Annotated in this window: 23 protein-coding genes; 7 read left to right on the top strand and 16 right to left on the bottom strand. The window is 33.2% G+C overall.

Annotation, left to right across the window (positions count from 1 at the left end):
* The first annotated feature begins 75 nt into the window (after positions 1-75).
* Genes Q0783_RS12540 through Q0783_RS12530 form a run of 3 tightly spaced genes read left to right on the top strand, consistent with a single transcriptional unit; the run spans position 76 to position 1,800 of the window.
* A complete protein-coding gene (locus Q0783_RS12540; RefSeq protein ID WP_298895656.1) occupies positions 76-1,356 on the top strand; it encodes a DEAD/DEAH box helicase in 1,281 nt (426 codons plus the stop codon).
* Between the two features lies 1 nt (position 1,357).
* Positions 1,358-1,573, top strand: a complete 216-nt coding sequence (locus Q0783_RS12535) for a DUF6500 family protein (RefSeq protein ID WP_298895655.1) — start codon at positions 1,358-1,360, stop codon at positions 1,571-1,573.
* Positions 1,573-1,800, top strand: a complete 228-nt coding sequence (locus Q0783_RS12530; protein WP_298895653.1) for a VF530 family protein — start codon at positions 1,573-1,575, stop codon at positions 1,798-1,800. Before Q0783_RS12535 ends, Q0783_RS12530 begins: the two co-directional genes overlap by 1 nt.
* On the opposite strand, the gene Q0783_RS12525 is transcribed toward Q0783_RS12530, so the two are convergent.
* The 16 genes from Q0783_RS12525 to Q0783_RS12450 all read right to left on the bottom strand — a co-directional run bounded on the left by Q0783_RS12525 (position 1,801) and on the right by Q0783_RS12450 (position 13,164).
* Positions 1,801-2,217: a hypothetical protein gene (locus tag Q0783_RS12525; protein WP_298895651.1), complete on the bottom strand. Its 417-nt coding sequence runs from the start codon at positions 2,215-2,217 to the stop codon at positions 1,801-1,803.
* 43 nt (positions 2,218-2,260) lie between these two features.
* Positions 2,261-2,437 (bottom strand): hypothetical protein, encoded by a 177-nt coding sequence (locus Q0783_RS12520; RefSeq protein ID WP_298761581.1) that lies wholly within the window; start codon positions 2,435-2,437, stop codon positions 2,261-2,263.
* An 84-nt stretch (positions 2,438-2,521) separates the two neighbouring features.
* The gene (locus tag Q0783_RS12515) at positions 2,522-2,872 is read right to left on the bottom strand and encodes a hypothetical protein (protein ID WP_298895649.1); all 351 of its coding nucleotides are present in this window, start codon (positions 2,870-2,872) and stop codon (positions 2,522-2,524) included.
* 66 nt (positions 2,873-2,938) lie between these two features.
* On the bottom strand, positions 2,939-3,844 hold the full coding sequence (locus tag Q0783_RS12510) for a YitT family protein (protein WP_298895646.1): 906 nt from the start codon (positions 3,842-3,844) through the stop codon (positions 2,939-2,941).
* A gap of 7 nt (positions 3,845-3,851) precedes the next feature.
* Positions 3,852-4,304: a tRNA (cytidine(34)-2'-O)-methyltransferase gene (locus Q0783_RS12505; protein ID WP_298895644.1), complete on the bottom strand. Its 453-nt coding sequence runs from the start codon at positions 4,302-4,304 to the stop codon at positions 3,852-3,854.
* A complete protein-coding gene (locus Q0783_RS12500; protein WP_298895642.1) occupies positions 4,294-4,695 on the bottom strand; it encodes a hypothetical protein in 402 nt (133 codons plus the stop codon). Before Q0783_RS12500 ends, Q0783_RS12505 begins: the two co-directional genes overlap by 11 nt.
* A gap of 20 nt (positions 4,696-4,715) precedes the next feature.
* The gene (locus tag Q0783_RS12495; RefSeq protein ID WP_298895641.1) at positions 4,716-5,537 is read right to left on the bottom strand and encodes a hypothetical protein; all 822 of its coding nucleotides are present in this window, start codon (positions 5,535-5,537) and stop codon (positions 4,716-4,718) included.
* Complete coding sequence (gene trpA / locus Q0783_RS12490; RefSeq protein WP_298895639.1) at positions 5,537-6,301, bottom strand: tryptophan synthase subunit alpha; 765 nt, start codon at positions 6,299-6,301, stop codon at positions 5,537-5,539. The genes Q0783_RS12495 and trpA overlap by 1 nt, the downstream gene beginning before the upstream one ends.
* A gap of 1 nt (position 6,302) precedes the next feature.
* Positions 6,303-7,484 (bottom strand): tryptophan synthase subunit beta, encoded by a 1,182-nt coding sequence (gene trpB / locus Q0783_RS12485; RefSeq protein WP_298895637.1) that lies wholly within the window; start codon positions 7,482-7,484, stop codon positions 6,303-6,305.
* Positions 7,468-8,109, bottom strand: a complete 642-nt coding sequence (locus Q0783_RS12480) for a phosphoribosylanthranilate isomerase (protein WP_298895635.1) — start codon at positions 8,107-8,109, stop codon at positions 7,468-7,470. Before Q0783_RS12480 ends, trpB begins: the two co-directional genes overlap by 17 nt.
* Positions 8,106-8,891, bottom strand: coding sequence for an indole-3-glycerol phosphate synthase TrpC (gene trpC, locus Q0783_RS12475; protein WP_298761597.1), 786 nt, complete (start codon positions 8,889-8,891; stop codon positions 8,106-8,108). Before trpC ends, Q0783_RS12480 begins: the two co-directional genes overlap by 4 nt.
* The gene (trpD, locus tag Q0783_RS12470) at positions 8,891-9,883 is read right to left on the bottom strand and encodes an anthranilate phosphoribosyltransferase (protein ID WP_298895633.1); all 993 of its coding nucleotides are present in this window, start codon (positions 9,881-9,883) and stop codon (positions 8,891-8,893) included. The genes trpC and trpD overlap by 1 nt, the downstream gene beginning before the upstream one ends.
* Position 9,884: 1 nt before the next feature.
* Entirely contained in the window at positions 9,885-10,448 is a 564-nt protein-coding gene (locus Q0783_RS12465; RefSeq protein ID WP_298895631.1) for an aminodeoxychorismate/anthranilate synthase component II, read from the bottom strand.
* Entirely contained in the window at positions 10,445-11,845 is a 1,401-nt protein-coding gene (locus tag Q0783_RS12460) for an anthranilate synthase component I family protein (RefSeq protein ID WP_298895629.1), read from the bottom strand. Before Q0783_RS12460 ends, Q0783_RS12465 begins: the two co-directional genes overlap by 4 nt.
* 259 nt (positions 11,846-12,104) lie before the next feature.
* Positions 12,105-12,677, bottom strand: coding sequence for a YceI family protein (locus Q0783_RS12455; protein WP_298895627.1), 573 nt, complete (start codon positions 12,675-12,677; stop codon positions 12,105-12,107).
* A 31-nt stretch (positions 12,678-12,708) separates the two neighbouring features.
* On the bottom strand, positions 12,709-13,164 hold the full coding sequence (locus tag Q0783_RS12450) for a MarR family transcriptional regulator (RefSeq protein WP_298895626.1): 456 nt from the start codon (positions 13,162-13,164) through the stop codon (positions 12,709-12,711).
* A gap of 108 nt (positions 13,165-13,272) precedes the next feature.
* On the opposite strand from Q0783_RS12450, the gene Q0783_RS12445 reads away from it, so the two are divergent.
* The 4 genes from Q0783_RS12445 to Q0783_RS12430 all read left to right on the top strand — a co-directional run bounded on the left by Q0783_RS12445 (position 13,273) and on the right by Q0783_RS12430 (position 15,249).
* Positions 13,273-13,797 carry a redoxin domain-containing protein gene (locus tag Q0783_RS12445; RefSeq protein WP_298895624.1) on the top strand — a complete coding sequence of 175 codons (525 nt, stop codon included), beginning with the start codon at positions 13,273-13,275 and terminating at the stop codon, positions 13,795-13,797.
* Between the two features lie 7 nt (positions 13,798-13,804).
* Positions 13,805-14,413: a thioredoxin family protein gene (locus Q0783_RS12440; protein ID WP_298895622.1), complete on the top strand. Its 609-nt coding sequence runs from the start codon at positions 13,805-13,807 to the stop codon at positions 14,411-14,413.
* Between the two features lie 110 nt (positions 14,414-14,523).
* The gene (locus Q0783_RS12435; protein WP_298895620.1) at positions 14,524-14,838 is read left to right on the top strand and encodes a rhodanese-like domain-containing protein; all 315 of its coding nucleotides are present in this window, start codon (positions 14,524-14,526) and stop codon (positions 14,836-14,838) included.
* A 12-nt stretch (positions 14,839-14,850) separates the two neighbouring features.
* Positions 14,851-15,249 carry a rhodanese-like domain-containing protein gene (locus Q0783_RS12430; protein WP_298761612.1) on the top strand — a complete coding sequence of 133 codons (399 nt, stop codon included), beginning with the start codon at positions 14,851-14,853 and terminating at the stop codon, positions 15,247-15,249.
* The last annotated feature ends 87 nt before the right edge of the window (positions 15,250-15,336 follow it).

The raw sequence follows: 15,336 nt of genomic DNA, 5'->3' as shown, positions 1-15,336 counted from the left end.
TTGCTCAAAATAACAGAGGTGATATTTTAATTAAATGGTCATCTCAAATGCCTTTTACTGGCCCAAATAATTTTTATGTCATTTCAATCTTTAGGCTTATCTGATGCCTTGTTAAAAGCAATTAGCAAAAAAGGATACACATCACCTAGTCCAATACAAGAAAAAGCGATTCCGCCTGTTTTAGAAGGAAGAGATGTTTTAGCTTCGGCGCAAACAGGAACAGGTAAAACTGCAGGTTTTACGTTACCATTATTACATTACTTATCAGAGAATCCTAAGGCTAAGTTTAGACCTATACGTGCTTTGATTTTAACACCGACAAGAGAGCTAGCTGCTCAGGTTTATGAAAGTGTTAAAGACTATAGTGAGTTTTTAAATATTAAAAGCGCTGTTATCTTTGGTGGTGTAAATCAAAAACCACAAGTAGCTACGTTACGACGAGGTGTTGATGTTTTGGTAGCCACACCTGGTCGATTATTAGACCTGCAAAATCAAAATTTATTATCCATAAAACGCGTTGAGATATTTGTGCTTGATGAAGCCGATCGTATGTTAGATATGGGGTTTTTAAGAGATATTGAACGCGTGATGAAACTGATGCCAGATAAACGTCAGAATTTGATGTTTTCAGCTACGTTTTCAAAAGATATCAGAAAACTTGCTAATGGGATTTTGAATCATCCTGTTAAAGTTGAAGCTACTCCGGAGAATTCTACAGTAGATGCCATTTCACAAAAAGTGTATCGCGTGGCTAAAAACAAAAAAACCGGACTTATCATTAAGCTTATTTCCGAAGGAAATTGGAAACAAGTATTAGTATTTACAAGAACCAAGCATGGGGCCAATCGTTTAACAAAAAAAATGATCTCTGCTGGAATTAGTGCAGCAGCTATTCATGGAAATAAAAGTCAAGGCGCAAGAACTAAAGCTTTAGCAGGCTTTAAAAATGGAAGTGTTCGTGTATTGGTAGCGACAGATATTGCAGCACGAGGATTAGATATTCCGTTATTACCACATGTGGTGAATTTCGAATTGCCTAATATTTCTGAAGATTACGTGCATAGAATAGGTAGAACAGGAAGAGCAGGAGCAAACGGACAAGCTATTTCTTTAGTGAGTGCAGACGAAACCTCGTATTTAAAAAGCATAGAGAAACTTATTGGAGAACGAATTGAAGTAGATATTGTCGAAGGCTTTGAACCAGATCCGAATGCTTCAACAGAGCCAATTAAACCAGGTCAAAATAGACAACGCCGTAATTCTAGAAATCCCAATTCAAAAAACCCTGAGCGACATAGAAATCGTAGAAATAAAAACAATAATAATTCTAGAAATCGCAAGGATAGACGTAATTAGCATGACTGAGGTTTTAAAGCAAAAAATAATAGAAGTTTGCAATAAAAAGATTGCGCAAAAAGGCGATAACGTGGGTGTTTCTTTTTATGCTTTTTTCAAGAATAAAAATGACAATCCAAAGTTATTAATGGAAGCTGCAATCTGGTGGATTGAAACACATCAATTAGATCATTTTGAAAAAGCAGTTAAAATCAAAAGTTTAGTAGAGAAATTATAATGACTGCGCAAAAGAACAACCCATTGCATGGTATAAAACTCGAACAAATAGTTACCGAGTTACAAGCCCATTATGGATGGGAATACATGGGTTATCAGGTCAATATTCGCTGTTTTACTCATGATCCATCAATAAAATCTAGTTTGAAGTTTTTAAGACGAACACCTTGGGCAAGAACGAAAGTTGAACAGATGTATTTAACAATGCTCAAAAATAAGCAGCGATAACTACTCTTCTCTAAAGAAGTAAATGGAGTTCTCGTCATCAAACTCAGTTGGTCTTGCAGAGCCACCAAACCCTACTGCCAAATGCATTTTGTTCTCATTTTCAAATTCTACAATACCAAATATTTTATTAGATTCATTAGTTTCTAGAATGGTAATGATAAAATCAAGCTCCATAGGTTTTGTGCTTGTATTTAATTTATAGGTCATTTTAGCTTTTTGACCTTTCATAATAAATTCTTTTCCTCCTATTTTTTGGTCTCCAGTTTCAAATAGAGCATAGCCTTCTTTGTCAAAATGCACAAAGCCAATATCACCTTTGTCTTCACCTTTCCATTTTCCTATAATGCTAACTTCAGTATCTACAGAATGAAACGCAAGAAAGGGAATTGTAAATAATAGTAGTATTAATTTTTTCATGTTAAGTTGTGTTTGTGAGTTATTAAATTTAGTCATAATTATTTTAAAATAATTCTTTAGATATATCTTCGTCGTCCTCTTCTTCTCTTTTTTCGACCTGTTCTATAAGGTCTTTGGGTAAATTATCTTTTTGGTTGAATTGCATCGGAAATGGGACAATACAAGCTAAAACAATTATAAAAATTAAGGCTATTAACCTTAATGTTTTTTTTATTTTCATAGTATAAGTGAATAAGGCATCTACAGAAATGTGATGCAGTTAAAAATAAGTGTGTCATCAACCAAAGATTGATGATTACTGAAATTACACTATGAAATTATTATAAACTATTTTGTTGTTTTTGGGAGTGTACGACTCCATATGAAGTTTTTCCAATCTTATAAAAAAAGCACTGTTCGTATAATATTTATACAAGGTTTGGGCATTTAAATTCTGTGTGTATTTATAATTAGAAAATGAAAATTTGTAATAAATATCAAAGCTAAAACTCAGAATCTTTTTTGCCTTTTGAAATTGAATTGAAAAGCGTGTTTCTGGTTGATAGTCTTCAACTACTAAAGCAGTTGTTACCGATTTGTTTGGTATATTATGTGCAGTACCAGAGAACGAGACTAAACTCAGTACAAGTGTTAGTCCAAAAAACAATACGTTCATGTTTTTCAAGCGTCTCATATTCAAATGTAACAAATAACTTAGAATATTTTAAAGAAGTTATGTTAATTAGAGTTGTTGTTCAGATAGGAACGATGGGAGTTTTTTGTCTTTCTTTTTATTGAGATAACGTCGCAAAACACCACCTCGCACATTGTTGACGTCAAACTCTACTATGAATGCATCTTTGTCTATTTTAGATACTATTCGGTATATTTTTTTAATATCAATACGATTAATGATCGTATGAATAATATCAAAGTCTTGTATTTCACCTGTACTACCAAAGCCCTTTTTTCCTTTATATAGGGTCATACCAGCGCCAAGTTCTTTAATGATAGCCACTTTAATTTGCTCGAATTCTTTTGAGACGATAGTGACTCCTATAAAATCTTCAAAACCTTCAATGACCAAGTCGGTCACCTTGGCTGTAACAATATAAGTGAGAATCGAATACATGGCTACTTCTGTTGATATAATAAAAGCGGTTATAGAGAATAAAATCACGTTAAAAAGGAGAATTACTTTTCCAATACTAACACCAAATCGATCATTTATAAATACGCCTAAAATTTCAGATCCATCTAAAACAGAACCATTTCTAATAGCAATTCCAATACCTGATCCAAGAAATAAACCTCCAAAAATTGAGATAAGGAACTTATCGTCAGTTATGGTGTCAAAGTTCTCAAAATGGATGAAAAGAGCTAATCCCAAGATGCTAATAATAGATTTAACGACAATTCGTTTTGAGACAGTGTAATAACCCAGAATTAAAAACGGGATACTTAAAGCGATTAACAAATAAGACAAGCTGATATCAACTTGAGTGCGAATTAAAAGTGCAACTCCTGTGACGCCACCATCCAAAAATCCGTTTGGAAGCAAAAAAGCTTTTAGACCAATACTGGCAAGAACTATACCTAATGCGATTTGAAAGTATTCGGAAAAAACCCTAAAATATTTGGATAACATGTATTTGCTATTGTAGCTGTCTTAACCCTTCATAAATCACAATACTCACCGCATTTGCAAGGTTTAAACTCCTTATGTGCTTGCTATATAAAGGTATTTTATAAAGCTGAGTCTTGTATTGTTCAATTATTGATTTTGGTAAACCAACCGATTCTTTTCCGAAGATAAGAAACAAATTGTTTTCAAACGGGATTTCCCAATGCGATGTCGAGCCATGGCTTGAGAAAAATGCAAAGTTTCCATTGGCATTTACTTTAAAAAAGTCGTCAACAGAGTCATAGATAGTCACATCTAGATGCTGCCAGTAATCTAATCCAGCCCGTTTGAGCCTGCTATCACTCAACTCGAAACCAAAAGGTTTTACTAAGTGTAATTTTGATCCAGAAGCTAATGCTAATCGACCAATATTACCTGTATTGTTTGGTATTTCAGGTTCAAATAAAACAATATTAAGTGGCATCGTGTCTTCTGTTTAATGTTTTGACGAGTTCTATAGTAATCAACGCAATTATATGTGAGGCTATACACATTGTAATATGTACAAAATGACTTTCTTCAAATATTGGAAAAATATTTTTAGGATCACTTTCTACATTTTTCCATATTATTAAAAAAATGGAGAATAGTACAATTGATAGAATGATATATACATAAATTGAAATTGATCTTTTTTTGGTGCGTTCAAAAGCTAATAAGATTAAAACTGCAAATAGTGACGGAGCACTCAAAACCATAAGAATTAGCATAAAAAAAACAAAACCTCTCAAATCATGAAAGCCCAGTGCATAGATTAAAGGAAATACTAAAACATAAACCAAGGTAAATAGTGCGATATGCCAATCTTTTTTCAAATGATTAATTATATTCTGATTTAATATTTAAAACGTGTTCTTCCAAATAAACCCAAACCTTGTGAATTATATCCTTTTTTTTCCATTTGCTTAGGGTTTAAGCTCCATTGTTCGGCAATTTTTTCCACATAATATTTTCCAGGCCATGGTATGGTATCTGCCACATAAACTTCTGTATCACCTACTGTTTCAACGGCATAGTTAAGATACTTGTATTTCTCTTCAAATCTGGTAGGATTCTTTGAGAATTCTTTGGTTAAGGCTTCATCTAAATTATAGGTAATACTTAAACTCTCCATATTGGTAAGTTGTTCGGCTTTGGTTATATCGCCCTTTTCCATTATTTCGCGAACATCATTATACCAAACAAAACGCTCAATAACTCCATTTTTTGACCAAACAATACACCGTATTTTTTCATGATAGAGATAATAGTGCACTTCGCCAAACTCTAAACTTAGTGTGTTTAAAAAACCAACAACATCTTGAGTTGATGGATGAGGTAAATTATATCCTGAAAGTACCAACCAATTGTTATTGATAACAGGAGATATAAATATACAGCTTTCATTTCGGTTGTTGTTTTTAGCATATTTAAATCCATATTTCCAATTGACAGGTTTGTAATCTTCCAATCCAATTACGGCAGCTACTTTTTTTTGATCTGTAGTTTTTAGCGTAAGCCACATTCCATAATTATATGGATAATCAATAAGAGTATCAGGAGTTTTAGATAATGCAATCTCTAACTCTTCAACAGTTTTGTACTCTTTTTGCCTTGAGTTACAACAAAGAAAAGTACAAATGAAAAAACAGAGGTAGATTAATAGTTTAATACGCATTAGTCTATAATTGATTTGACAAAATTGGTAATAGCATTGACACCTTGATTTGATAAATGTTTAATGAACGCACTTCCAATAATAGCACCTTTAGCATATTGTGTTGCTTGCGTAAAAGTCTCATTATTTGAAATTCCAAAACCTACAATTTGAGGGTTTTTAAGTTTCATGTTAGCAATGCGTTTAAAGTAAGCTGTTTGCTCATCTCCAAAGCCAGAGCTACTGCCTGTAACACTTGCAGAACTTACCATGTATATAAACCCATTGGAAATTGAATCTATAAAATTAATACGTTCTACAGAGGTTTGTGGTGTGATGAGAAATACATTTATTAATCCGTAGGTTTCAAAAATAGCCTTGTATTGATCATTGTATACATCAACAGGAAGGTCGGGAATGATCAATCCATCAATTCCAATGTCCTGACATTTTTTACAAAATGCTTCCACACCATATTGTAACATAGGATTAAAATAACCCATAACAATTAACGGAATAGAAACGGTTTTACGAATGTCCTTTAATTGATCAAAAAGCACATTGGTTGTCATCCCATTTTTTAGAGCCTCTGTCGAACTAGCTTGTATAGTCGGTCCATCTGCTAAGGGGTCGCTAAAAGGCAACCCGATTTCAATCATATCAACACCACTTTTTTCAAGATTTTCGATGATAGATACAGTATCGTTTAAGCTAGGGTATCCTGCAGAAAAGTATATGGAAAGAAGTGTTTTATCTTCTTTTAATTTTTGATTTATTCTATTCATTTTATAATTTAAAATAGTCAATATAATTCTGTAAGTCTTTATCACCACGACCAGACAAATTGATAACTACAATATCATCTGCTTTAAATGTCTTTTGATCTAGAACAGCAAATGCATGTGAGCTTTCAATGGCTGGTATGATTCCTTCTAGTTTACTTAATTCTAAACCTGCGACCATGGCTTCATCATCAGTAATTGAGATGAATTCGGCGCGACCAGAGGCATACAAATGTGCATGCATTGGCCCAACACCTGGATAGTCTAATCCAGCTGAAATAGAATAAGGCTCGGTAATTTGTCCGTCATTTGTTTGCATTAATAAGGTTTTGCTGCCATGAATAATACCTTCTCGGCCTAGAGCAGAAGTTGCAGCACTTTCACCAGAATGCACGCCTTTTCCAGCTGCTTCAACAGCGATAAGCTTAACATCAGTATCATCTAAATAATGATAAAACGCTCCAGCAGCATTACTGCCTCCTCCAACACAAGCCACTACATAATCGGGTTTTGATGTCCCTTCTTTTTCTTTTAGTTGCCATTGAATTTCTTTGGAAACGATAGCTTGAAAGCGAGCTACCATATCTGGATAGGGATGAGGTCCAACGACACTTCCAATGATATAATGCGTGTCCACTGGATTGTTAATCCAATCGCGAATGGCTTCATTGGTAGCATCTTTAAGTGTTCTACTTCCTGATAATGCTGGTCTCACTTGGGCGCCAAGCATTTTCATTCTCGCAACATTGGGTGCTTGTCGAGCAATATCAATTTCACCCATATACACGATGCATTCCATACCCATTAGCGCACAAACAGTAGCTGTAGCTACGCCATGTTGTCCTGCACCAGTTTCAGCAATAATTCTAGATTTTCCTAAACGTTGTGCCATTAAAATCTGTCCAATCGTATTATTGACTTTATGCGCACCAGTATGATTGAGGTCTTCGCGTTTGAGATAGATTCTCGTATTGTGTTTTTCACTTAATCGTTTAGCAAAATAGAGTGGTGATGGACGGCCTACATAATCTTTGAGTAATTGATCGAATTCTTCTTTGAATGAAGGTTCGGCCATAATCTTAAGATAATTTTGTCGTAGCTCTTCAACATTGGGATAGAGCATTTCTGGAATGTATGCGCCTCCAAATTCTCCATAATAGCCTTTGTCGTTAATATTGTAACTCATGTTTAAATGTTTCTAACTCATTTGTGTTTTTTAATCCAGGATCAATTTCAAATTTACTATTCACATCAATTGCATAGCAGTATTTTGAAACTTTAGTATGCTTAAAAGTGCTTAGCTTTTCAATTTCATTTAAACCAATACCACCACTTAAAAAGAAGGGTTTGGTTGATGGATATGATTTTAAAATATCCCAATTGAAGGTATATCCATTTCCGCCAGGTAACTTGCCTTTGGTGTCAAATAAAAAATAATCACAGACATTTTCATAAGTAGCCAAGACCGAAAAGTCAAAATCATTTTTAATACTAAAGACTTTAATGATTTCCATGACATTAATACCTGAGTCTACTAGTAGCTTTCTAAGATTTTTAATGTACTCAGAAGATTCTTGACCGTGTAATTGAATCGCTTGTAAGTTATGAGTATTTATGTTTTCTATCACGAATTTCAGAGGAGCATTAACAAATACACCTACTTTTTTGACGGTTTTTGGTAATTCTGGAATTGTACCATTAAAAAACCGACTTGATTTCTCATAAAATATAAAGCCCAAATAATCGGGTTGCAATTGAGCAACCTCTTTAATATTGTCTTTATATTTCATTCCGCAAACTTTCAGTTTCATTGTTCCAAGTCGTTTATAAATTGCGCTGCACTTTCTCCTGCATTATCAGTTTTCATAAAATTCTCACCAATTAGAAAACCTTTATATCCATAGGGTTGTAATATTTTAATGGCATCAATACTACTAATACCGCTTTCAGAAACTTTTACAAAATCGTTAGGAATCGACTCACTTAATCGTTTACTGGTTTCTAAGCTTACCTCAAAGGTTTTAAGGTTTCTATTATTTACACCTAGCATATCCAGACTAGGCATAATTGATTTATCAAGTTCCTCTTGGTTATGCACCTCGAGTAATACATCTAAATTCAGTTGTTTTGCCAATTCTGAAAACTGTTTGATTTCAGCTTTAGATAGAATTGCAGCAATTAATAATATCACATCGGCACCATGAGCCTTAGCTTCTACAATTTGGTATTCATCGATAATAAATTCTTTGCGAAGTAAGGGCAGATTACAGCTAGAACGTGCTGTTAATAGATCATCTAAGCTTCCGCCAAAATATTTCCCGTCGGTTAGAACAGACATACCACAAACACCTGCATTCTCATAACCTTTAGCAACATCAAATACATTTAAATTATGATTAATGATTTGTTTAGAAGGCGAACGTCGTTTATGCTCAGCAATGATCCCTGTATGGCTTTTTTTAAGTCGTTTTGCTAACGAAATGGTCTCACGTTCAAATAAGATAGATTGCTCTAGTTGTTTGATTGGAATTAATTGTTTCCGCAGAGCAACCTCGATACGTTTGTCCTTTACTATTTTGGTTAAAATATCCATTAATTGCTTAATTCTATTAACTTTTCAAGACTAGCTTTTGCTTTTCCATTATCTAAACTTGCTTTGGCAAGTTTAAATCCTTCTTTATGTGAAATTTGATTTACAGTTGCTATAGCCAAACCAGCATTAGCGCAAACGACATTGTTTTGCGCTGTAGTTCCTTTTCCATTAATAATGTTCTTAAAGATTTTAGCTGCTTCTCTTACTGTAGCACCTCCAAATATGTCAGATTGCTCTATTTGTTCAAGTCCTAAATCTGAAGGGCTTAGCATGGTTTCAGTATTGTTAGAAATGATTTTTGTATTCCCTGTAAGAGAAATTTCATCATAACCATCTAATGCATGAACAATACTGTATTTTTTATCTGTATTCTGGTATAGATATCCATAGATGCGTTGTAATTCTAAATTAAACACACCAACCATTTGATTTTTTGGAAATGCAGGATTTACCATTGGGCCCAACATGTTAAAAAAGGTTTTTACACCAAGTTCTCGTCTAATTGGTGCTACATTTTTCATTGCTGGATGAAATAATGGAGCATGCATAACACAGATTCCAGCTTGATCAATAGTGCGTTTTAATGTGTCGGTATTATTGGTAAATTTAACGCCTAACGCTTCCATGACATTGGAAGATCCTGAAGCCGATGACACGCCATAATTTCCGTGCTTAGCGACTTTTACTCCTGCGCCTGCTGTTATGAAAGATGCTAATGTCGAAATGTTAAACGTATCTTTACCATCACCACCAGTTCCACAAAGATCAATTGCATTAAAATCTGATAAATCTACAGGAATACAAAGTTCTAATAGTGCATCGCGGAAACCCTGAAGTTCTTCAATAGTAATACTTCGCATCATGTATATGGTTAGAAAAGAAGCGATTTGACTTTGGTTGTATTGCCCTTCGGAAATATTAACCAAGACGCGTTTTGCTTCGTCGCTAGAAATGCTTTCTTGATTGATTAATCTGTTTAGTATATGTTTCATGTTAGCTCTTTATCCAGTTTTCCAAAATTTGCTTTCCGTTAGGTGTTAATACCGATTCTGGATGATATTGAACACCTTTTACATCATAGACTTTATGTCGCAAGGACATCACTTGCCCATTACTATCGAAAGATGTGGCTTCTAATACTTCAGGTAAATTAGCATCAACAACCCAAGAATGATAACGACCCACTTCTATGGTTTTATCCATATTGTTAAAAAGGGATTCATCATCAACACAAATGTCTACTTCGGTAGCAACACCATGGTATACATCTTCTAAGTTAATAAGCGAACCACCAAAAACTTCACCAATAGCTTGCTGTCCTAAACATACACCCAAAATACTTTTAGTTGATGCGTAGATTTTTATAATATCCTTTAATAATCCAGCTTCGTTTGGAATACCAGGCCCAGGCGAAAGGACTATTTTTTGAAACGAATCAACCTCTTCAAGAGAAAGTTTATCGTTTCTTTTTACGGTGACTTCACAGTTTAAATCTTCCAAATAGTGGACGAGATTGTAGGTAAAACTGTCGTAGTTATCTATTACTAATACTTTCATATGTTTTCTGCTAATTCTATAGCTTTAGTTAAAGCACCTAATTTGTTATATACTTCTTGTAATTCGTGTTCTGGGTTTGATTTAGAAACCAATCCCGCTCCAGCTTGCCAATGGAGTTTATGGTTTTTACTCATAAAGGTTCTGATCATAATGGCATGATTGTAATTTCCATTAAAATCCATAAAACCAATAGCGCCTCCATAGAATGCTCTGCTTGTTTTTTCATATTGTTCAATAAGTTGCATAGCACGATGTTTTGGTGCTCCACTTAATGTGCCTGCAGGAAATGTATCTGCTACAACTTGCATTGTCGCTGTCTTCTTATGGATTTTCCCTGTGACTTTACTCACTAAGTGAATTACATGAGAGAAAAATTGTGCCTCTCTATAGGTTTCTACTTTTACATCACTTCCATGACGACTTAAGTCGTTACGTGCTAAATCAACTAACATCACATGCTCTGCATTTTCTTTATCATCATCAGCGAGTTGTTTTGCTAATTTCTGATCTTCTTCGTCATTTCCTGTTCTTCTAAATGTCCCAGCAATAGGATGAATTTCCGCTCTTTCGTTTTTTACAACTAATTGGGCTTCAGGTGAACTTCCAAAGATTTTAAAATTTCCGTAGTCAAAATAAAAAAGATAAGGTGATGGGTTGATACTTCGCAAAGCGCGATATACATTAAATTCGTCACCCTTAAAAGCTTGTGAGAACTTTTTGGATAATACTAATTGAAATACATCACCTCGAGCACAGTGTTTTTTAGCCAATTCTACATGACTTTTATATTCTTCATCAGTTAGATTTGATATGATATCAGAATCTTTTTTAAAGCTGTAAGACGCAAAATTTTTAGAACTAATGAGTTGTAAAACTTCATCAATATTATTTTCGGCTTCAAAGCAATGGGCAAAAATATAAGCCTCATTTTTAAAGTGATTAATGGCAATTATATTTTGATAGATGGCATAATAAATGTCTGGGATATCTAAAGAGTCAGGTTTTTTTCTAATATCAACATCTTCAAAATATTTTACAGCATCATAAGCCGTATAACCAAAAATTCCGTTGTTAATAAACTTGAACTCTTCATCAGAATTTACTTTAAAGCGCTTTGTGAACTTATGGATCTCTTCGGTTACAGAGATGTTTTTTGCCTTATTGGTTTTTGTACTTCCGTCTGGATAGTGTTGTTCAATAAGATAATTTTTAACTTTTATAGAGGCAATTGGATTAAAACAGATATAAGAAAAGCTATTATCGTTAGCGTGATAATCACTACTCTCCAATAAAATGCTATTTGGAAACTTGTCTCTGATCTTTAAATAAATACTTACAGGTGTGATAGTGTCTGCTAATATTTTTTTGTAATGTGTGTATAGACTAAATGTTTTCATTTTTTATTATTAAAAAAGGCTTGTCGTGAATGACAAGCCTTTTTGATATGTTATTTTAAATATACCTATAGGGTTAGTTCACGAAGTTTCGTTTCGAGACATCCACCACCAAGTATGATTTAAATTTGTGTTCATTGTTGTAATAAAGTTCAAATATAGAAATCAAATTTTAGTTTTCAAATTTAATTCTATAAAAAAGAAAAGATTCCCATAAACATGGGAATCTTAATCACTAAATGTTGCTATTAATCAAAATTATTTAAAACTTCAATGTGACATTTAGATCAAACTCGTCAGAAATAGCTTTGTCTTTTAGTCCGTCAAAAAAACTTGAAGAACCATACTTAATGCCATATTTAGTTCTATCAATTTTTAGATTAGCAGTAGCAGAGCCTTTTGTCACATTCATATTGAATGTCGACTCATGTGTTTTTCCTTTGATAGTTAAATCTCCTGTTACTTTGTAATTGCCATTGTTACCGTTAACATTTGTGATTCTAAATGTGGCTTTAGGGTAGCTGCGTGTGCCAAAAAAATCATCAGAATTGAGATGCCCTTCTAATTTTTCTTTTCCTTTTCCGGCTTTTAAATCTGTTACAGTAATACTTGTCATATCAATTGTAAAGTTTCCACCAGTAAGCTTTTTATTTTCAAATGTAAGCGTACCATCGCTTAATGTTATAGTACCTTCGTGCGAGCCTGTTATTTTATGACCTTTCCATGTAATTGTTGATTCTTTAACTTTTATTTCCTTTTTCAAAATAGTGGTAAAGGATACAAATGATAAAGCTAATACGACTAAAGTTGCTGATTTTAAAATGGTGTTTTTCATTGTTTTGTAATTTAAATTTGTGTTTGGATTATTATTGTGCTCTTAATTTATCTAGAAGTTTATTTAGTTGAGATAATTCAGAGTTACTTAAACTTTTGGTAATTTCTATGTTGCTTGCTTTTACTTTTTGATCTAATTCTGTCAATAGGTTGAGTCCTTTTTTGGTAATAAAAATTTCTATTTTTCTTCTATTTGATGCGCACGTTTGACGAGTTACTAAATCCTTTTTAAGAAGTTTGTCAATTAAGCGTGTTGTATTACTCATCTTATTAAGCATGCGATCTTGAATGGTGCTTAAATTAGCTGGATGACCTTTTTGGCCTCTTAAAATTCTTAGAACATTATATTGTTCTTGAGATAAATCATAATCTTTAAAAAACACGTGTGCTTTCTCTTTTAACCAATTATTGGTATAAATTAAATTGATAACAGTCTTGTCTTTTTCATCAAGTTTAACTGTGCTTTTAATTTCTTTTTCTATTGACATTTGTATATACAATTGTTGTGTGTACAAATGTAATATAAAAAATGATTCAATTTTCTAATGTTTTGTTAAATTTATTCATGTCCGTAATTTGATTCCTAAATTTATAACATGAAACATATGGCTCTTATAATCACTATTGTTTTAATGTCCTTTGGAAATGGGACATCACAGATAAATTATTTTGAAGAAACACATCTTAATCGTCCCGATAATAGTTTGAAAGTTTTCAATTTTGAAGAACTTCAATCGTATTTAAGCACAAAAGATGCTAAAAAAACCTATGTGATAAATTTTTGGGCAACATGGTGTGCACCATGTGTAAAGGAACTTCCATACTTTGAGCAGTTGAATGCTAAGTATTCTAATCATAATGTTGAAGTTATTTTAGTAAGTTTAGACTTTCCGAAGCAAATTGAAACAAAGCTTAAGCCTTTTCTGAAGAAGAACGCACTAAAAAGTGAAGTCGTTGTTTTAGATGATGTCGACTCAAATACATGGATACCCAAAGTAAATAAAAACTGGTCTGGAGCTATTCCAGCAACCTTGATTTATAATAAAGATAAAAAAGCGTTTTATGAACGCTCTTTCAATTACCAAGAATTAGAAACCGAAGTAAAACAATTCATTAAATAGAATCATCATGAAGAACACATTTAAAACACTATTAGCTATAGTTGCATTTATAGCAACTACTGCATTTACACCTGTTGGAACAGGTTATGATATTGGAGATATCGCCACCGATTTCAAATTAGAAAATATTGACGGAAAAATGGTCTCAATGGCAGATTTTAAAGACGCTAAAGGATTTATTGTCGTATTCACTTGTAATACTTGTCCTTATGCAGTAGCCTATGAAGATCGCGTTGAAGCCTTAAATAAAAAATATGCTGATAAAGGATATCCTGTGATTGCGATTATGCCAAATAATACCGATGTAAAACCTGGAGATAATATGGCAGCTATGAAAGCAAGAGCAAAAGCAAAAGGATTTACATTTCCATATTTAATGGACAAAGGTCAAAAGATTTACCCTCAATATGGTGCTACCAAAACACCTCATGTTTATGTATTAGAAAAAACGAAAAAAGGACCTCTGGTAAAGTATATTGGAGCTATCGATGATAACTATAAAGATGCAAGCGCTGTAACAAAAACCTATGTTGAAGATGCTGTAGATGCATTGTTAGTTGGTAAAGAAGTTCCAGAAGCCAAAACAAGAGCAATAGGCTGCTCAATTAAAGTATAATAACAATTTATTTTTAAATTTTAAGAATCCGAAGTGTAACACTTCGGATTTTTTTTCGTCTTTATCATAAGGAAACGTTAAATTTGCATGATTATTGATGTATAAAAAATATGGCTGATTTAACTCAACAAGAATGGACCTCTAAATTAAACGCAGATGAAAATGCGGTAATATTAGATGTTAGAACACCAGAAGAAGTAGCACTTGGGATTATACCAAATGCTATTGCTATTGATATTTATAAGGGTCAAGGATTTATCTACGAGCTTGAAGAACTCGATAAATCTAAAAACTATTATGTGTATTGTAAAGCAGGTGGTCGAAGTGCTCAGGCTTGTAGTGTAATGAATCAGTTAGGATTTAAAAACACATATAATCTAATTGGAGGCTTCAGCGAATGGAGAGGTGAAGTAGCTTCAATCTAAAAATCAATCAAAATGAAAAACAAGGTACTTATCTACTGTTTTGCACTTTTTGCTTTCGCATTTAGTTGCAAAGAAGAACCACAAAGCGAAATTAAAATGATTTCTGCTGAAGAGATGCAATCACGCTTAGAACTGGAAGATATCCAGTTAGTTGATGTTAGAACACCCGAAGAATACAAAGAAGGCTTTATAGAGCAGTCTCAAAATATAGATTTTAGATCTCCAACCTTTGATGAGGATATTGCCAAGCTTGATAAAACTAAGCCTGTCATTGTATATTGTAAGTCCGGTGGAAGAAGTTCCAGATGCTCAAAAGAACTTAAAGAGAAAGGTTTTGTGAAAATTTATGATTTAGAAGGTGGCTTTGAAAAATGGAAATTTGGTGGAAACCCCATCGAAACCTATCAATAAATAATATCAACCGAACATTATGTTCGGTTTTTTTATGCTTTTAGTTCTCGTTTTATAATCAAATCTTAAAGCTGGCGATTAATCTTT

Source organism: uncultured Psychroserpens sp. (genome assembly GCF_947500255.1).
Classification (GTDB): Bacteria; Bacteroidota; Bacteroidia; order Flavobacteriales; family Flavobacteriaceae; genus Psychroserpens.
This window is presented reverse-complemented; position numbering and strand designations above follow the sequence as displayed.